19 protein-coding genes and 1 pseudogene are annotated in these 18,219 nt (G+C 54.3%); 6 read left to right on the forward strand and 14 right to left on the reverse strand.

All coding sequences use genetic code 11. From position 1 onward, the window contains the following. From BMZ81_RS07340 to BMZ81_RS07350, 3 genes and pseudogenes are all read left to right on the forward strand, one after another. A pseudogene (locus tag BMZ81_RS07340) lies at positions 1 to 361 on the forward strand (hypothetical protein); the annotation flags it as partial. A gap of 81 nt (positions 362 to 442) precedes the next feature. After that, a complete protein-coding gene (locus tag BMZ81_RS07345) occupies positions 443 to 1,684 on the forward strand; it encodes a benzoate/H(+) symporter BenE family transporter (RefSeq protein WP_091130392.1) in 1,242 nt (413 codons plus the stop codon). Between the two features lie 103 nt (positions 1,685 to 1,787). Further along, positions 1,788 to 2,897, forward strand: coding sequence for a M24 family metallopeptidase (locus BMZ81_RS07350; RefSeq protein WP_091130394.1), 1,110 nt, complete (start codon positions 1,788 to 1,790; stop codon positions 2,895 to 2,897). Positions 2,898 to 3,057: 160 nt separating this feature from the next. Here BMZ81_RS07350 and BMZ81_RS07355 read toward each other — a convergent pair whose 3' ends face one another. The 14 genes from BMZ81_RS07355 to BMZ81_RS07420 form a co-directional block, all read right to left on the reverse strand. After that, positions 3,058 to 3,972 carry a bifunctional riboflavin kinase/FAD synthetase gene (locus BMZ81_RS07355; protein ID WP_091130397.1) on the reverse strand — a complete coding sequence of 305 codons (915 nt, stop codon included), beginning with the start codon at positions 3,970 to 3,972 and terminating at the stop codon, positions 3,058 to 3,060. Positions 3,973 to 3,975: 3 nt separating this feature from the next. Next, positions 3,976 to 4,842, reverse strand: a complete 867-nt coding sequence (gene truB, locus BMZ81_RS07360; protein WP_091130400.1) for a tRNA pseudouridine(55) synthase TruB — start codon at positions 4,840 to 4,842, stop codon at positions 3,976 to 3,978. Between the two features lie 92 nt (positions 4,843 to 4,934). Then, positions 4,935 to 5,906, reverse strand: coding sequence for a DHH family phosphoesterase (locus tag BMZ81_RS07365; RefSeq protein WP_177187240.1), 972 nt, complete (start codon positions 5,904 to 5,906; stop codon positions 4,935 to 4,937). A 2-nt stretch (positions 5,907 to 5,908) separates the two neighbouring features. Beyond that, the gene (gene rbfA / locus BMZ81_RS07370; protein ID WP_091130403.1) at positions 5,909 to 6,283 is read right to left on the reverse strand and encodes a 30S ribosome-binding factor RbfA; all 375 of its coding nucleotides are present in this window, start codon (positions 6,281 to 6,283) and stop codon (positions 5,909 to 5,911) included. 149 nt (positions 6,284 to 6,432) lie between these two features. Further along, positions 6,433 to 8,793 carry a translation initiation factor IF-2 gene (gene infB / locus BMZ81_RS07375; protein ID WP_091130405.1) on the reverse strand — a complete coding sequence of 787 codons (2,361 nt, stop codon included), beginning with the start codon at positions 8,791 to 8,793 and terminating at the stop codon, positions 6,433 to 6,435. A 201-nt stretch (positions 8,794 to 8,994) separates the two neighbouring features. After that, positions 8,995 to 9,675 carry a L7Ae/L30e/S12e/Gadd45 family ribosomal protein gene (locus tag BMZ81_RS07380; protein ID WP_091130407.1) on the reverse strand — a complete coding sequence of 227 codons (681 nt, stop codon included), beginning with the start codon at positions 9,673 to 9,675 and terminating at the stop codon, positions 8,995 to 8,997. Beyond that, a complete protein-coding gene (locus tag BMZ81_RS07385) occupies positions 9,665 to 9,943 on the reverse strand; it encodes an RNase P modulator RnpM (protein WP_091130410.1) in 279 nt (92 codons plus the stop codon). The genes BMZ81_RS07380 and BMZ81_RS07385 overlap by 11 nt, the downstream gene beginning before the upstream one ends. Positions 9,944 to 9,968: 25 nt before the next feature. After that, positions 9,969 to 11,129 carry a transcription termination factor NusA gene (gene nusA / locus BMZ81_RS07390; RefSeq protein ID WP_091130412.1) on the reverse strand — a complete coding sequence of 387 codons (1,161 nt, stop codon included), beginning with the start codon at positions 11,127 to 11,129 and terminating at the stop codon, positions 9,969 to 9,971. A gap of 46 nt (positions 11,130 to 11,175) precedes the next feature. Beyond that, on the reverse strand, positions 11,176 to 11,637 hold the full coding sequence (rimP, locus tag BMZ81_RS07395; RefSeq protein ID WP_091130413.1) for a ribosome maturation factor RimP: 462 nt from the start codon (positions 11,635 to 11,637) through the stop codon (positions 11,176 to 11,178). Positions 11,638 to 11,868: 231 nt separating this feature from the next. After that, positions 11,869 to 12,183 carry a hypothetical protein gene (locus BMZ81_RS07400; RefSeq protein ID WP_091130416.1) on the reverse strand — a complete coding sequence of 105 codons (315 nt, stop codon included), beginning with the start codon at positions 12,181 to 12,183 and terminating at the stop codon, positions 11,869 to 11,871. Positions 12,184 to 12,195: 12 nt separating this feature from the next. After that, entirely contained in the window at positions 12,196 to 12,603 is a 408-nt protein-coding gene (locus BMZ81_RS07405) for a hypothetical protein (protein WP_091130418.1), read from the reverse strand. A gap of 196 nt (positions 12,604 to 12,799) precedes the next feature. Beyond that, on the reverse strand, positions 12,800 to 13,612 hold the full coding sequence (locus BMZ81_RS07410; RefSeq protein WP_091130420.1) for a metal ABC transporter permease: 813 nt from the start codon (positions 13,610 to 13,612) through the stop codon (positions 12,800 to 12,802). After that, entirely contained in the window at positions 13,609 to 14,322 is a 714-nt protein-coding gene (locus tag BMZ81_RS07415) for a metal ABC transporter ATP-binding protein (RefSeq protein WP_091130423.1), read from the reverse strand. The genes BMZ81_RS07410 and BMZ81_RS07415 overlap by 4 nt, the downstream gene beginning before the upstream one ends. Next, positions 14,309 to 14,731, reverse strand: a complete 423-nt coding sequence (locus BMZ81_RS07420; RefSeq protein ID WP_091130425.1) for a Fur family transcriptional regulator — start codon at positions 14,729 to 14,731, stop codon at positions 14,309 to 14,311. The genes BMZ81_RS07415 and BMZ81_RS07420 overlap by 14 nt, the downstream gene beginning before the upstream one ends. Before the next feature lie 172 nt (positions 14,732 to 14,903). Here BMZ81_RS07420 and BMZ81_RS07425 point away from each other — a divergent pair, with 172 nt between their 5' ends. The 3 genes from BMZ81_RS07425 to BMZ81_RS07435 all read left to right on the forward strand — a co-directional run bounded on the left by BMZ81_RS07425 (position 14,904) and on the right by BMZ81_RS07435 (position 17,975). Next, positions 14,904 to 15,821: a sugar phosphate nucleotidyltransferase gene (locus BMZ81_RS07425; RefSeq protein ID WP_091130427.1), complete on the forward strand. Its 918-nt coding sequence runs from the start codon at positions 14,904 to 14,906 to the stop codon at positions 15,819 to 15,821. Between the two features lie 235 nt (positions 15,822 to 16,056). Further along, positions 16,057 to 16,896: a GDSL-type esterase/lipase family protein gene (locus BMZ81_RS07430; protein ID WP_091130430.1), complete on the forward strand. Its 840-nt coding sequence runs from the start codon at positions 16,057 to 16,059 to the stop codon at positions 16,894 to 16,896. Positions 16,897 to 17,084: 188 nt separating this feature from the next. Beyond that, positions 17,085 to 17,975 (forward strand): dihydrodipicolinate synthase family protein, encoded by an 891-nt coding sequence (locus BMZ81_RS07435; protein WP_091130432.1) that lies wholly within the window; start codon positions 17,085 to 17,087, stop codon positions 17,973 to 17,975. Positions 17,976 to 18,219: the final 244 nt, after the last annotated feature.

Here is an 18,219-nt window from a genome sequence, read left to right on the forward strand (position 1 = left end):
CAACTACGCATGGACCGGCTATCCGTCTGCATTCTTCTCGGAGCACATTCCGACGGTAGTGGTTGGAGCGGAGCAGGCGAAGCTGTTTGACACGGAGCCGATGAACATCAAGTACATGGATCACGCGGTCATCGCGAAGACGACGGAAGGGGCCATGGAGTTCGCGTATAAGATGACGGGGACGGACAAGGTCATTATCTTCGACGGCGCGATGGGCGGATTGAACTGCTCGGAGAGCATGGCAGAGCTGCTGATTGACAGAGCGCCGGCAGTGGGCGAGCGCGTGGAGAAGGAGCTGCTGCCGAAGTGGTTCCGTCAGCGCGGCGTGGATGTTTCCGTGCTGGAGAAGCTGAAGGGCTGATTTCCGGTGACTGTGCGGGGAGCGCCCCCTCCCCGCTTTCTCATATTATCCATTTTTGATAAAGAAAAAGGAGAACTGTGTATGAAACTGTTCGAAAAAGGCCCCGGTTTTAAATCCGGTCTGGCCGACTTGCCGAAGCATCTAAACGGCAGTACGATTGGATCCGGCTTGGTTTCCACCATTTTCGGCTGTACGGGTCCCTGCCTGGTTACCATCGCCGCTGCTAACGCCGCTGGCTTTACACTGGCGGATACCGTTACCTGGGTATTTGGCATCTATGTCTTTGGTGGTCTGCTGGGCGCGATCCTGGCGCTGTATTATAAGGTACCTATTTCCGGCGCCTATTCCATTCCAGGTGCAACCCTGATGGGTGCGGCATTGGCCGGATACACCTTCAATGAAGCTGCCGGAGCCTTTATTATTGCCGGCGTGATCGTTTTAATTATTGGCTTTACCGGGCTTATCGGAAAGATTATGGACTTCCTGCCGCTTGAAATTGTGATGGCCATGGTGGCGGGCGCTATGATGAAGTTCGGCAGCGGCATCATCACAAACACTGTGGCGGACTATGTGGTCTGCGGCGCAGCTGTAGTAGCATTCCTGGTACTGCCCCGCCTTACGAAAAAAATTCCCGGCGTTTTGGGCGCTTTGGTGGTCGGCGTTGTGGTCGCTGTTGTGATGGGCCGTTTCTCCGGCGACATGGGCGACATTACTTGGATTGGGCCCCGCATCGTGGCACCTAAATTCAATGGTTCTCTGATTCTCTCCTGCTCTATTCCTCTGGCTGCCTTGGTTATGGGCGCTGAGAATGCGCAGGCAATGGGTGTTTTGAAGGCTGAGGGATATGATGTCCCTGCCAACACGATGACCGTTGCCTCCGGTATTGGCGGCATCGTCTCTGGCCTGTTCGGCGCACATAACGCCAATGTTGCCGGCCCCATGACCGCTATCTGCGCCTCTTCCGATGCCGGTCCCAAGGAAGGCCGTTATGTGGCTTCCGTTGTCAACGGTATTACCTTTGCCCTGTTTGGCGTATTTGCGGTATATGCCATCAGCTTTGTCAGCTTTGTACCCAGCAGCCTGGTCAGCGTTCTGGCAGGCCTTGCCATGATCAATGTACTGATTGGTGCTTTGAAGGATGCATTTAAGAGCGGCAAGTTCCGCATCGGCGCATTCTTTGCATTCTGCACGGGCCTGTCCGGCGTCAGCATTCTGAGCATCGGCTGCGCATTCTGGGCCCTGGTAATTGGCGTTGTGGTTTCCCTGATTTGCGAGCCTCAGGATTTCAAGGCCAGCAAGCAGACAGCTGCCGCCAAGAACTAAATCGGGTTTCATACTGATTTTTCAATCGAATAAATATGCGGGGCATCGGCATCCCGGCTGGGCTGCCAATGCCCCGTATATCTGAGCTGAAAGGAGCTTTTCCATGAAAGAACTGATTCCTGCACGGATTGCGGCTCTGCAATCAAAGCTGAAGGAGTTGAACCTGGATGCCGCTATGATTTATGACCGGGAAAATCTGATTTATTTTGCTGGTATTGACGATTTGGAGGGCGGCGCCCTGGCTGTTCCCGCAGAGGGAGAGCCGGAACTGTTCTGCCTCTGGATGGAGGCTAAACATGTCCGGGAAGTCAGCGGCATCGAAAAGGTGACGCCTTATATGTTCCCGTCCAACAACCAGAGCACCATGATGGGTGCTTGGCTGAAAGAGAAGGGATGGAAGGCCCCAAAGCTGGGCTTCACCCGTTATTTTATCAGCTTGAAAGATTTTCAGTGCCTGCAGAGTGCGGCACCGGACATGCAGGTTTGCGACATTGCCATTCCCTGCTATGAAATTCGCAGCATCAAAGCTCCCGCCGAAATTGAGCGGATGCGGGTTGCGGGCCGTGCACTGGCGGCTGGCATGGAGGCGGCCATTGCGTGTGTGAAGCCGGGGATTATGGAAACAGAGGTCCTGGCCGAGGCGGAATACGCCATGGCCAAGGCGGGCTCCATGGGCTCTCCCTTCCGGATGCAGGTTCTGACCCACAAACGCCAGCTGGATATTCATCCCTATGCCAGCCGTACCCCACTGGAAGATAATGCTCCTGTTGTTATCCACCTGGGCGCGTCCTGTGACGGATACGTGGCCAAGATGTGCCGCACTGTGTTCCTGGGCAAGCCCAAGGAGGAAAGTGTAAGGATTTATGAGGTGCTGAAGGAAGCACAGAAGGTGGCTGTCGAAGCGCTGCACCCCGGGGTTACCTGCGGTGAGATCTATGACAAGACCACGGCCTATGTGGAGGCACAGGGCTTTGGAAAGAACTGGGTGATGGAGCACATCGGCTATGGTGTAGGTATTCGCCAGTCGGAGTTCTACCCCATCATTGCCAAGGGCAGCGCCACGGTGCTGCAGGCAAACATGGTGGTGGATTTGCTGCTGCCCACCATCTATATTCCGGGCGTTGGAGGCCCCCGCATTACGGATACGATCCTGATGAAGGAAGACGGCGTGGAGTTCCTCACGGATTTCCCCGCAGGCCCTGTCTGCAAATAAGAAAGAGGGAGCTGCCAAAGAATTTCTCATGGGAACATGAATAGATTCCTCCTGGCGGATTCGGCTTGCAAAAGCCGATGATGGAAAGGTCAGCGCCGGCTGCATGGCAATTGCCATGCAGCCGGCGCTTCTTCTTTTTTAAAAGTGAAAAATAGATCCCTTAGAAAATAAACGGATATGGATGCTGGGCAAAGAAATCCCGTGTTGCCTGTGCGTCCGACTGAATCTGCGTTTTCAGCGCATCCAGTGAATCAAAGCGCACCTCATCCCGCAGATGCCGGAAAAACTCCACCCGGACAGTCTGACCATATAGATCACCGTCAAAATCCAGCAGCCACGCTTCCACCGTGATATCCGTACCGTTATTAACCGTGGGACGGGTACCGACATTGGTGACAGCCGCGTAAGAGGTACCGTCCGACAGGGTGACCATGGTGGCATAGACACCGTGGCTGGGGACCAGTACGTGGGGGGGAGCCACCAGGTTTACCGTGGGAATTCCGATGGTGTGACCAATCCGGCGGCCATGACGCACCACCTGAGACAAGGTATGTGGATGCCCCAAAAACCGGTTGGCCCGCTCAATCTGCCCAAGCTCTACCAACTGGCGGATATAGGTGGAACTGACGGTAATGCCAGCCACTTCTACCTTGGGAATGATGTCACAGCCAAGTCCAAGCTCAGCGCACTTTTTCACCAACAATTCCGGAGAACCCTGGTTTTTATGGCCAAAGTGGTGATCATGGCCAGCTACCAGATGCACCGCATGATAGCGGCCAACCAGAATCTTTGTGACAAAATCCTCCCATGATGTGGTCATCATCTCCTGATCGAAGGGAACCATAATGACATCCTGAATGCCATACAGACGCCGCACCAGCTCCCGTCGGTCTTCCGGCGAGTTGATCAGAGGGCAGGGAACACCGGTGACCACTTCCTTTGGGGGGCGGTCAAAGGTGAAAACGGCGGGAGTGCACCCCCGTCTTTTTGCCTCTTCCACAGTCTTCTGAAGCAGGGCAGCATGGCCCAAATGGACTCCGTCAAAGAAGCCCAGCGCAATGACTTTCTGTTTCATGATCTATGCTCCAAAGAAATTTTTCAGGGCGGTCAAGGTACCACCCAATGCCTGAGAAAGGCAGAGGAAATCGCCATTTTGCCCATAGACCCGATAAATTCCATCCGGAAGACGGGAATCTGTGATGGGATTGCCGTTGCGGATCCGCGTTTCGCGTCCCATTGTAGAAACCGTATAGGCGGGATAGGCAGAGAAAAAGAGGTCTGTGGGCAGCAACAGTTCTTCGCCATTGGACTGAACCTCTTCCAAAGTCACCGCCTGCTTTAAAGTAAAACCGGCGGCCATGGTGCGGCGGAGACTGTACAGCGTGCCGCCGCAGCCAAGAGACTGTCCAATGTCGTGACAAAGTGTTCGAATGTAGGTGCCCTTTGAGCAGACGCAGCGGAGAAGAAAGTCCGTTTCACTGACTTGCTCCAGCAGCTCCAATTCATAAATCGTGATGGAACGGGGCTTTCGGGCAACTTCCTGCCCTTTTCGGGCTAAGTTATAGAGCTTTTGCCCGTTTATCTTAATGGCGGAGTACATGGGAGGAATTTGCTGAAGGTCGCCCAGAAAGCTGTGAAGAGTGTCTTCTACTTCCAGCCGGGTGGCTTTCACAAAATGGGCTTCCAGTGTTTCTCCGGTGATATCCTGTGTATTGGTCACAAGCCCCAGCCGCAGACCGGCCACATATTCCTTTTTCCCATTTTCTGCAAACTCCGCCGCGCGTGTTGCCTGCCCCACAAAAACAGGCAGGACGCCGGTTGCCATGGGATCCAGCGTGCCGCCGTGTCCCACCCGCTTTTCATGCAGAATGCCGCGGATTTTTGCGCAGACATCCATGCTGGTCCAGCCTGCGGGTTTATCAATGATCACAATGCCATTCGGCATTTCGGAACCCTCCTTTGCACCCAAGGCGGCGCATATACGCCATAAGCGATTCGGGGCAGATAGGGACAAGCATCAGGAAACAGCGGCCTGCATCAGCAGGACGCTGTTTCGTCAGACAACTCCCTGACAGTCCTTGCCACCGCATCCAGAATTTTCTGCTTGGCCTGGGGCCAAGGCGCCTCTACAGTACAGCCGGCAGCCGCAGCATGGCCTCCGCCCCCCAGAAGCTGACAGACCTTTGTGGCATTTACGCGGCTGCCTGTGCGGACGGACATCTTCCACACATCCGGCCGCAGCTCCCGCATAGTGATGGCGCAGTCCACCCCCTCAATTTGACCGCCAAGGGCGGAGAGATCCTCCGCATCGCTTTCCGTGGCATTTACCCGCTCCATCAGGGAAATGGGAACGGACAAAACGGCCACCCGGCCACAGTCGTGGAATTCCATGCTGTCCAGCATGGCCCCCTCCAGCTGCATCCGTTTGCGGCTTTTCGTGCGGAAAAATACTTTATTGACCGCGTGGTAATCAATGCCGGTGCGCATCAGGGCCGCTGCCACCGCGTGGGTATCCGCAGTGGTGTTGGCATAGGCAAAGCAGCCGGTATCTGTAGACACTGCTACATAGAGGGGGAGGGCAATTTCCGCCGTAATAGGTCCCAGGGCCGCCAGAATGTCGTAGAGCAGCTCACCGCAGGCAGCCGCTTCCGGACGGACAATATTGGCTGCGCCAAAGTGCTCAAAGGATGGATGGTGGTCAATGGCCAGGTCGATATGCCCTACGTAGCATTTTGCATTCTCCGGCAGGAGCGCCACTGTGGCAATATCGGTAGAGACAATCTTTTTCGGCAGAAAGTCCGCCGGCGCCTCATAGGGCTGAAAATAGGGGGCGCTGGTTTTAGTCAGCTCCGGATTTGGAAGAAGGTAGGCTGTCTTTCCAAGCGCGCGCAAACCGGCACACAGGGCAGCAGCACAGCCGACCGTGTCTCCATCGGGGCGGACATGGGTTAGAATTAGCACCTGGTCAAAAGCGCGCAGTGCCTTGGCTGCTTCAGAAACCGTCAGCATATTCACTCCTCCGCTTTCGGCGGAGCTTCGTCCTGCCGTTCCACCTGGCGCAGTACTTCCAGAATGTGCGCGCCATACTGGATAGAATCATCTCCGATAAACTGAAGCTCTGGGGTATAGCGCAGCTGCAGGGCCTGTCCCAACTCCCGGCGCAAAAAGCCGGAGGCAGACTTCAGCCCCTTTAAAACTTCCTTCTCCCGGGACTTATCCAGGACGGAAATATAGACCCGGGCATACCGCAGATCACCCGTAGTATCGACACGGGTGATGGAAACCATGCCCACCTGCGAGACCCGGGGATCCTTCAGGTGACGGATCTGCTCTGCCAGAACCCGTTGAATTTCTTCGTTGATTCGGCCAATTCGATTGCTGGGCATAAAAAGACCTCCTTTGGACGGAACGGCGGAGTGCCGATCCTGAGGAATCATAAAGAAGGGCGGCGACAAAGCGCCGCCCTTCCCAGGTAGTTTGTGTCATTCAAGGCGTTTTGGAACAGGAAATCTTTTGGTGTGAGCATGCGCGGTATTTACTGGGAAATTTCCTGCATGGTGAAGCCCTCGATAATGTCGCCTTCCTTAATATCATTGAACTTTTCAATGGTCATACCGCACTCATAATTTTCAGCTACTTCCTTGGCATCGTCCTTGAAGCGCTTCAGGGAGGCCAGCTGGCCCTCGTGAATCACAATGCCGTCACGGACCACCCGCACAGAGCAGGCCCGAACAATTTTGCCGTCCTGCACGTAACAGCCGGCTACCGTACCGATGGAAGAAACCTTGTAGGTCTGGCGGACTTCCGCATGACCCAGTACCACTTCCTTGAATTTGGGGGCCAGCATGCCCTTCATGGCAGACTCGATTTCATCAATGCAGTCATAGATGACGCGGTACATCCGCATATCTACATTCTGCCGCACTGCACCATCCCGGGCCGCGGCATCCGGACGGACATTGAAGCCCACAATGATAGCACCTGAAGAGGCGGCCAGCATGACATCGGATTCATTGATAGCACCTACGCCGCCATGAATCACCTTTACGTTGACCTCTTCATTGGAGAGCTTCTCCAGCGAAGCTTTCACGGCTTCCACACTGCCCTGAACATCGGCCTTGACAATCAGAGCCAGTTCCTTGCGCTCACCGGCTTGGATCTGATCGAAGAGGTTCTCCAAGGACACCTTCTGAACCGGTGCGGCAGCCTTGGCCCTTTCCTCGGTCTTCCGCTGCTCCACCAGCTCCCGCGCCATACGCTCATCTGCCACAGCAAAGAAGGGGCTGCCGGCAGATGGGGCTTCAGACAGGCCCGCCACTTCCACAGGGACAGAGGGGCCGGCCTCGGTGAGGCGGTTGCCCTTGTAGTCGGTCATCACCCGGATGCGGCCTACCGCAGTACCGGCGATGATGATGTCACCCTGCTTCAACGTGCCGTTCTGTACGAGAAGGGTGGCCACGGGGCCGCGGCCCTTATCCAGCCGGGCCTCAATCACAGTGCCCTGACCCGCCCGGTTGGGATTGGCCTTCAGTTCGGCCATCTCAGCGGTAAGCGTGACCATCTCCAAGAGATTTTCGATACCGATATTTTTCTTGGCAGAGACTTTGCAGCAGATGGTTTCGCCGCCCCAATCCTCAGGTACCAGACCGTATTCCGTCAACTGCTGAAGAACCTTGTCGGGATTGGCGTTTTCCTTATCAATTTTGTTGATTGCCACAATGATTGGAATATTGGCCGCCTTGGCGTGGTTGATGGATTCCACGGTCTGGGGCATAATGCCGTCATCTGCAGCCACCATCAAAATGGCGATATCAGTGATCATGGCACCACGGGCACGCATAGAGGTAAAAGCCTCATGGCCCGGCGTGTCGAGGAAGGTAATGGGCTTGCCGTTCACCTGTACCTGATAGGCGCCGATGTGCTGGGTAATGCCGCCGGCTTCACCAGCGGCCACATTGGTTTTCCGTACTGCATCCAGCAGGGAAGTCTTGCCGTGGTCTACGTGGCCCATCACAACGACGACGGGAGCGCGGGGTACCAGATCCTCGGCCTTATCCTCGTGGTCGTCGATCAAACGATCCTCAATGGTGACGGTAACCTCATGCTCCACTTTGCAGCCCATTTCTTCGGCAATGATGGCGGCGGTATCATAGTCGATAATCTGAGGCAAGGAGGCCATAATACCATTTTTCATCAGGCACTTGACTACTTCAGCTCCGGTCTTTTTCATCCGGCTAGCCAGCTCGCCGACACTGATTTCGTCGGGAATCATCACCTTCACAGGGGCCTTTTTGGCAATTTCCAGCTGAAGTTTGCGCATGCGCTCCTGCTCATCCTGACGGCGCTTGTTGGAAAAGGTCATATTGCCCCTGCGCTGGTTGTTTGTGCGGATCTTTTCCTTACCGCCGCGCTGCTGCATACGGGTAGCCCGCTCGGGGGCCAAATCCTCCAGACGCTGGTCATATTTGGCCAGGTTCACATCTCCGCCTTTGCGGGTATCTACAATCTTCTTCTGGGGAACCCGGGTCGTGGGCTGTGTTGTCGCTGGCTTTTGCTGCTGCACAGACGCAGACGGCTGCACAGACGGCTTGCCATGCTGTCCCTGCTGGCTGGGCTGCGGGATCGTCCTTGCTGGCTGCTGCGCTTTAGCGGCAGGAGCGGCAGGCTCCGCTTTTTTGGGAGACTCCTGATAGGCATCCGCAAAAATCGCCTGAATACCGGAAACTTGGTTGTGCTGCGTTAAATAGTCAAAAATCAAAGATAACTCCCGATCTGTCAAGGCCTGCATATGGTTTTTCGGCGCCTCGGCATATTTTGTGAGAATCTCTGTAATCGTTTTGGTGGACAGACCAAAATCCTTTGCCACCTCATGCACTCTGTATTTTTCAATACCCAATCAAAACACCTCGTTATGCTCCAACCCGAGGGCTGGGAATTTTTAATTCCCGTGCTTCACACAGAAATAAAAACCATGCGCCATTTCGCGGCGCGGCTATGGTCTCAGGTACAGCCCCAGCGGGGCCAGAACCGCAAACGTAGAGCGGAACGCCATTTTTTGCTTGGCAAATACCGCTCATCAATCAAGCGGCACGGCCCGTCAACCGTCCTTCTTGCGGAAGGAGCCCTTCCCCTTTTTCACAGGGCGGCTGTGGGCATATGGATTTGACTTTGGCTGGAGACGATTGTCTCTGGAAGGGTAGGGCCTGGAGGATGCTGAACTGCCGGGCCGGGTCTTCCGTCTGGGTGCCGCTGTGCGCCGCTCAGAAGAGGAGCCTGCAGGCCGATCGGAAGGGGAGTGCGCAGGCTGCTCCGGCGGTTTAGGCGGTTCCTTGGGGAAAGAAGCCGTTCGAGTTCTTTTCCGGCCGGCGCGAAGATTTTTTTCGTGAGCCAACTGCTCGGTTTTCCGCTCGGCAGCCCGCTGGGCTTTGAGATCCAGTTTGGCAGCAACCTCGTCGTATTGCACGGGATCCAATTCGGCCAAACGGTGAACTACCGCCGCGGCAAGGCCGATATCCGTCAGGGCTGCTACGGCGACGGAAGAACGCCCCAGGGAACGGCCAAACACATCTTTTGTATAGGGAATACGGATCCACAGGCACTGTCCGGCCTGGGCAAAGTGTTCCACCCTTCGGCGGGTGTTCTCCGCCGCATCGGACGCCAGCAGCAGTACACGTGCATCCCGGGACCGGGCTGCCGCCTCTACCGGCTCTTCGCCGACTGCCAGCCGCCCACCGCGCATCGCGAGGCCCAATAGGGAGAGAACATGGTTACTGTCCATCCGCACCTCGCAGTTCTGCCTCCATGGCATCATAGACCTCTGGTGGAATGGCGGTTTCAAAGGCGCGTTCCAGCGCACGGGACTTTCGGGCCTTCTGGAGGCACGCCACATCATGGCATACATAGGCTCCCCGGCCAGGCTTCTTCCCGCCGAAATCCAGGCTCACCTGGCCTTCCGGTGACTTCACAACGCGAAGCAGGGACTTTTTATCTTTCATTTCCCGGCAGCCAACGCATTGCCGCTGGGGGACCTTTTTTACTTTCGGCATCCGTCAGGCCGCCTTTCTGCTAATATTATTCCTCAGGAGGAAGTTCCTCGTCATCCAGAATCTCGATGACATCTTCATCCATGTCATCGGAAGGTTCTTGATAGCTCTCCGGCTTAATGTCAATTTTATAGCCAGTGAGACGGGCGGCCAAACGGGCATTCTGCCCCTCCTTGCCGATGGCCAGGGACAACTGATCGTCCGGCACGAGAACGCGGCAGGCCTTACCCTCGTCTGCCATCCATACATCCACTACATCAGCAGGAGCCAGAGCGGCAGCAATGAACACGGCAGGATCCTCGCTGTATTTGATAATGTCAATTTTTTCGCCCCGCAACTCCTCCACAATATTACCGACCCGTTGGCCCTTAGGGCCGACGCAGGCACCGATGGGATCCACGTTTTCGTCGTTGGACCACACGGCCATTTTTGTGCGGCTGCCGGCCTCCCGGGCGATGGATTTCACTTCCACAGTGCCGTCATAGATCTCGGGAACTTCCAATTCAAAAAGGCGCTTCACCAGACCTGGGTGGGTTCTGGAAATCAAAATCTGGGGACCACGGGTGGAACGGCGGACCTCCACGACATAAACCTTGACATGCGTTCCCTCGGTAAGGATTTCACCGGGAACTTGCTCACCGCTCATCAACAGGGCTTCCGTAGACTCCGTGCCGGTACCAATCCGAAGGGATACGTTTCCGTTCCGGGGATCGATGCGGGTTACCACGCCGGTAAGAATTTCGTGCTGCTTGGAATTGAATTCGTCATACACCATGCCGCGTTCCGCTTCCCGCAGACCCTGGATAATCACCTGTTTGCCATTGCCTGCGGCGATACGGCCGAACTCCATTTTGTCCACGGGAATGTTGACAACATCACCAATCTCATACTTTGCAGAGATCTTTTTAGCTTCCTCCACCGGAAGCTCGTTGGCGGGATCCACATAGTCCTCTTCATCAACGACGTTTTTCTGTACGTACATCTTCAGATCCTGATGTGCTTCATCCACATCCACAATCACGTTCTCCACGCCCTCGTGATCCCGCTTATAAGCGGTGGTCAGTGCCTGGATGATTTTATCCATCATAAACGTCTGGGGAATGTTGCGCTCTTTCTCCAGCATGGCCAGGGCGGCAAAAATTTCAGCGGGGTTCATGCCGACGGGTTCTTTTTGCTTCTTGCCTTTCATCAATGATTCTCCTTATTGTTCAAATACATCTTTCAAACGGAAACGGTCAGAATTCCACCCGCAGGCGGACCAGAGCTACGTCCTTTTTGAGAAAGGTCCTCTCATCATTGCCAATGGCAACCGTAACATCGCCGTTCTCTGCGTCGTATGCCTTCAGTGTGCCGGCATACTCCTTTCGCCCATCCAGATTCCGGTACAGCTTCACCAGCACTGGGCTGCCAAGATAGCGCTGAAAGTCAGAGGCACGCTTCAGTGCCCGTTCTGCGCCGGCGGATCCAACCTCCAATGTATAACTGCCCTCAATGGGATCCGCCTCGTCCAGCAAATCAGAGAGCTTTCTGGAAATGGCTTCGCAATCCAGAATGTCCACGCCGCCGTCCTTGTCCAGCAGGACCCGGAGATACCAGGTGCCGGCCTCCTTGACGTACTCCACATCCCAGAGTGTGCAGCCTTGCTCGGCAATGGCGGGAGCCGCCAGCTCTGCCGTCAGGTCGGTAATTTTTTTCATGGAATCAGCTCCCTTCCACTGACAATTTTTACAAAATTTGACCAACTGAAAAAGGTCAAGAAAAAGAGCGGACCTGAGGCCCACTCCGCATACCTTACTCTTCTAACATAAGCACTATACCACAGCAGGCGAAAAAGTGCAAGCCTTTTCTTTCTATTATATTAAAGATATATCAGAAAGTGTGGGCAAAAAAAGGCCGGATATGCAGAGCGTTGCATATCCGGCAGAATGTCAGGTTTTCTTCAGCAATGTGGTTTTCAAAACGCGGCGGGGATCCTGGAGCAACAGAGCGACCAGCCAGGCAATGAGGCCAAGGGCCACGACAGACAATCCGAGATAGAAGTCATTCAGCATGTCCCCGGCAGCTGGGGTAAAGTATTCCGCCTGAAGTTCCGCATATTCAAAAATCGCGTCTCCCAGCCACATGAGTGAGGCACCCCAGTAAATCAGACTAAGTGTGCCCAGACGCATAGAGTTGTCCGGGGCTCTTTTGTACCAGAGAACGGTACTGATGATGGCGGCAAAAACCGTGGTCAATAAGGTCATGAATCCGCCTCCTCACTTCACAGCGGCGGAGGGTTCGGCCGCCCGCTTTTCCATGGCATTGGAAACCAATACCATACCTGCCCAGGCCAGCGTCACAAGAAGCGCCATGGATACGCCGATGGTGGACATTTCGTGGAGCATGGCCACCGTGTCCTCGGGATTTGCGGCAGCGGTCAGGAAGGGAAACCAAGGGGTCACCTCGCCATGCCAGACATGCTCAAAAGCCAATAGAAGGGAACCGCCCCAGAGCATATTGGTCAGCCAGCCCAATTTTTGAGAAAAAGAAATTCGCTGACTGCTCTGCAGTACGCCGGGGGAAATGTCCATTTTGGACACAGATGCGCTCTCCCTCTTTTTGCAACTATGTTTGACGGCTGTCACAACGATAGCCTCCGCGGTAGGTACTAAAAAACATGCCATAGTAAAACCTCCTTAAAATATGGCCGGACAGCAAAAAAGCCACGAAAACAAGCGACACTCCTGCGGAGTATCCGCTTGCCTTCGTGGCAAGTATTTCAAAACCCGGCCAAATAACAAAAAGCCCTTCAGAGCATTGGTTTCTTCCTGAAACCGATATCATAAATATAGCACAGAAGAAAATGATTGTCAACAAAAATCACCGGCGGCACAGCCATCCCAACACACAGGAAAGAAGAAAGAGAATGAGGTTGGCCACCACAACGGAGGCACCTACCGGCATGGAGAGTGTGAAGGAGACCGTCAGTCCCACACAAAAGCAGACTACGGAGGTAATGCCCGCGCAGACGACTACTCCCCGGAAACTGTGGAATAGCCGCATGGCTGTCAGAGCGGGGAAAATCACAAGGGAAGAGATCAGCATGGCGCCCATCATCCGCATGCCCAAAACAATGGTCAGGGCTGTCAAAACAGCCAGCAGGGTATTGTACCAGTCCACCTTCAGGCCGGTGGCCCGGGAAAAGCTCTCATCAAAGGTGACGGCGAAGAGCTTGTGATAAAACAGAATAAACAAAGTCAGCACCGCAGCGCAGAGAAGAACGGACAGCACCACATCCGCCTTTGTCATGGCCAGAACGCTGCCGAACATATAGTTGTCCACGTCAGTGGTCATCCCGGTGGTACAGGAGATGACAATGATGCCCACGGCCAAAGAGGAGGCACTCATGGCAGCGATGGCGGCATCACTGTTCCAGTGTGGGTGATTTGCCATCCGCAACAGAAAAAAAGCCGCTAAAATTACCACGGGGATAGAAAAATACAGCGGGGTGAAGCCCAGCGCGACCGCAATGGCCAGCGCGCCGAAAGATACATGGGAGAGGCCGTCGCCAATCATGGAGTAGCGTTTCAAGACAAGGGAGACGCCCAGCAGGGCGCAGCAGAGGCTTACCAATATGCCGGCCACCAAGGCCCGCTGCATAAAAGGCCAAGAGAACATTTGCAGAATATTCATATGGATTCCTCCTGAAAACGGCGGCCTTGCGGAGATACCAAAAACTCTGCGGCAGTACCGAGAAAATAGTTGTCCCGTCCGATATGAAGCACAGTCCGGGTGCTTTGCAGGGCGGCTTTCAAATCGTGGGTCACCATGACCACAGCCATGCCTTCCTTCTGGTTGAGATAGGCCAGGGTTTTATAGAGATCCTGGGCTGCGGCGGGATCCAAACCGGTAATGGGCTCGTCCAGAATCAGCAGACGTTTGGCGGCACACAGTGCGCGGGCCAGCAGCACCCGCTGCTGCTGGCCACCGGAGAGATCCCGGTAGCTTTCATCCTTGAGCTCCAAAATCCCCAGCTTCCCCATATTCATGAGCGCAGCGGATTTCTGCGCAGCGGAATAAAAAAAGCGCACACCCTTCTGATTTAAGCAGCCAGAGAGCACTACCTCATATACTGTGGCTGGAAAGTCCCTCTGCGCCCGGGTCTGCTGGGGCAGGTATCCAATGGCGCCCTGCCGGAGTTCGGGCGCCCGTAAAATTTCACCGGAGAGCGGCGAAAGAAGGCCCAGAAGGCCCCGTAGGAGCGTGGACTTTCCAGAACCATTGTCACCCACAATACAGAGATAGTCTCCGGCGCGGATGGAAAAATTCAGGTGGGAAAGGACGCTCTGCCCCTCATAGCCAAGGGACACATCTCGGCAGGCCAGCAGTTCAGCGTTCTCCATGATCGCCGGCCTCCTTTCCAGCACAGATATCGCACAGGCCGGAAAACAACGTCCGGCGGGGGTTGATACGGAAGTGATGCTCCATCTCCAGATGCTCGTAGAGCCCCTGGAGATGGGAACAATCCAGGTGGCGGATCCGGCCGCATCGCTCGCACTGGAGCAGGAAACAGCCGCGGTGGTCGCTCTCCTCGTGGCCGCAGTACTGATAAAAGGCACCATCCTCCGTGTTAATTTTATGAACCCGGCCGGTGGAGGCCAATTTATCCAGCTGGCGGTAAATGGTGGCCAGCCCCACGGGAATTCCCTCCTGGCGTAGATCCTCAGCGAGTTCTCCTGCAGTCAAGGCCTCTTCCTGCCGTTTTTCCAGGCAGGCAAGTACAGCCTGCTGCTGTTTGGTGCTGTAGGGCACAGAATATCACCCCTAAATATGAAAATGATTATCGTTTTCATATTATAGACGGATATGAAAAAAAGTCAAGAGCAGTTGCAAAAATACAATGGATAGGATATAGTAAATCTGTTATATGCATACGTAAATATTGCGCGATTGAGACGCATCAAAATAACAGGAGCGAAGCAACATGAAAGTGTCACTGGTCATCATGGCGGCAGGCTTGGGCTCCCGCTACGGCGGCAGCAAGCAGGTGGACGGCATTGGGCCCAATCATGAAATTCTGATGGAGTATTCCATTTATGACGCCCTGCGGGCAGGATTCAATAAAATTGTGTTTATCATTAAGCCGGAGATGGAAGAGTTGATGCACCGCATCTGTGGGGATTATCTGGCGAAGAAAACTGCCAAGGACGGAAGCCCGGTGGAGGTAGCATACGTTTTTCAGGATTTTTCCTCTGTTCCGGATTTTTACCACATCCCGCCGGAACGGACAAAGCCATTTGGTACTGTCCACGCCCTGCTGTGTGCGGCAAATGCGGTTTCTGAACCCTGCTGCGTGATCAATGCAGACGATTACTATGGGATTGACGCCTATCAAACCATTTATAACGAACTGGTAAAGCTGCCTGCAGATGGCAAGGCAACCATGGTGGGATATCTTTTAAAAAATACCGCCAGCCTGCACGGTACAGTATCCCGCGGTGTTTGTACCGTAAAAGATGGAAAGCTGAATACCATTCGGGAGGCATTGAAGGTCCAGCTATACGCAGACGGTACGCTGCGGGATCTGGCGGAAGACCAGCCTTTGGCGCCGGACACTGTGGTGTCGATGAACTTTTGGGGCTTTGCGCCCAGCATTTTTCCCGCACTGAGGCTGTATTTCGAAAACTTCCTGCGCACTGAGGCTGGAGACAATCTCAAGGCGGAGTGCCTGCTGCCCGTGATGGTTGGGGAGCAGATGCGGGAGGGAAAGCTGGAAGTTTCCGTCCTCCGCTCCAATGACAAGTGGTTCGGCATGACCTACCACCAGGACCGGGAAGTCGTGGCCGCAGAGCTGCAGAGGCTTCACAGGGATGGGGCCTATCCGGAGGATTTGCGGAAATAAGAAAAGCAGGCACACGGCATGGGGCCGTGTGCCTGCTTTTGTATAAAGAGAAAAGAGCCTGTGGGGCATGCATGGCAGGCGTCGCCGTTACATAAAAAAGCATAGGCCCTGCGGCCGAAATCAACGGAAAATTTTTTGATAGAATTTGACACCATTTTTTCAACAATTTGTTTCGACTTTTTTGACGAAATCACGTCTTCTAGATATAGAAAAAGATTTCAAAGGGGCGAGTCACATGGCAGGGAAGAAGCAGAAAACGAAGATTTGGAAGAGAATCCTGGGGCTCCCGGCAATTTTGCTGACATTGTCGGTACTGATGGCGCCAGCAGCACCAGCGGGAGCTGTCCCGGCGGAGACAAAGCAGGCAACTCAGACAGAACCTGTTTTGGTAAAGGTGCTGGAGCCGGCAGAGCAGACAGCCGGGCAAACCACTGAACCGGAGACACAGGCGAAGGAGTGGGAACCTGTTCCAAAGGCAGCGGTGCCGGTGGAAGATACTTATTTTTCTGATGCAGTATTTTTGGGGGACTCCCGCACAGAGGGATTTTCCCTTTACAGTGGCTTGAAGGAGGGAGCCTATCTGTTCTCTGTAGGTGCTACCGTAGAGTCCGTATTCACAAAGCCTACCGAGAAGACAGCCCAAGGCACGATTCCTATGCTGGATGCACTGGCGGAGATGGACTGCAGTAAAGTCTATGTGATGCTGGGGGTAAATGAACTGGGATGGCCGCGGGCGGAAAAATTCAAGGAGCAATACGGCAAAATCATTGACCGTATTCGGGAGGACCACCCGAATGCCCAGGTGGCAATCCAATCCCTCCTGCCGGTGAGTGCTCGCCAGGAGGCCAAAAAGAGCTATGTCAATAATGAACGCATTGCTGTGTATAACCAGCTGCTGAAGGAGTTGGCACAGGAGAAGGACTGTCCCTATCTGAATGTGGCGGAGGCTGTCTCTGATGAAACTGGATGCCTGCAGGCGGACTGGACTTTTGACGGTATCCATCTGAATGTGGCCGGCTGCCAGGCATGGCTGGATTACCTGAAGACCCACCCGGCATGGCCGGAGACAACGTAACAGAGCAAAAGGACCGGGGTGGAAAAAACGCCCTGGTTTTTTTATGGCAAAATGATGCGGATGTACCCTGCTTTTTTTGAAAAGTTTGACATTGAGCATATGGAAATGCAGAATGGCATGCGCTGTAATAGAACAAAAGCACACGGCGGGATCTTTTGAATGTTTCAATAGGAAGGGAGAAGAGCACAATGAACGCAAATTATTTTACCGCCTCTCTCACATTATTTCATGAGGACGGGAGCCTGGACTTTGAAAGCCAGGAGAAGCTGTTTGATAACCTCATTGAAAACGGGCTGGACGGTATCCTGGTAGAGGGCAGCAGCGAATTTTTTGCCATGCCCATGGTGCAGCGCCGGGAGATGGCAAAGTTTGCCATTAAAAAAGTAGATCACCGCGTGAAACTGATCATTGGAACCAGCCACATGGTGGCCGATGAGATTATCAGCTTTTCCAACTACTGTCTGGACGCCGGTGCGGATGCGGTGATGATTCTGCCTCCGTACTACTTTAAATTTGGGGCCGAGGCGCTTCTGCAGTATTATGACCGCTTAGCCAGCGCGATTCATGGTCCCATTTATATTTATAACTTCCCAGACAACACCGGATATACCATTCCGCCTGCCACAGTGCTTCAGTTGGCCACAATGCATCCCAACATCGTGGGAATGAAGGATACTGTCCTGGCAATGGACCATACTCGGGAACTCATCAAAGTGGTTAAGTCGCAGATTCCCACATTTGAAATTTACTCTGGATTCGATGATAATTTCGCTCACAACCTTCTCTCCGGCGGCAACGGCTGCATTGGCGCGCTGCCCAATGTAGTGCCGGAGGTCTGTGCAGCTTGGACAAAGGCATTCCGGGAAAACGACTTGGTCGGAATTGCGAAAGGCCAGCAGTGTGTGGATCACCTGATGGACTTGTATGCCATGCGGAGTCCCTTTCTGCCAGTGATTAAAGAGGCTGCTAAGCTGCGTGGGATTGCAGCAACCAGCGCCAGCACCTTCCCCATGCCAAACGCCACCGTGGAGGATGACGCCAAAATTTTGAAGCTGCTCCACCGGCAGGGTATTTGCTGAGCAGTTGAAAAACTGCGGGGAAACACTCGCCACTTTGGGAAGGATGACGCAGAAGACACCCGGGGCCTGTTTTGCAGGCTCCGGGTGTCTTTTTATGATGCCCCTGTGCCATCGCTCCGCCCTTGCAAGCTGCAGGTGCGGCGCTAAGTGGAAAACCAGAGGTGTTGTCAAGGGCTTATCTGGCCTGAAAGACATGCGTTTTTTTCGGCTCGCAGTCCACCGCACTTGCGCCCGGGGGCGGTTT

It is taken from the genome of Oscillibacter sp. PC13 (assembly GCF_900115635.1).
Taxonomy (GTDB): domain Bacteria; phylum Bacillota; class Clostridia; order Oscillospirales; family Oscillospiraceae; genus Oscillibacter.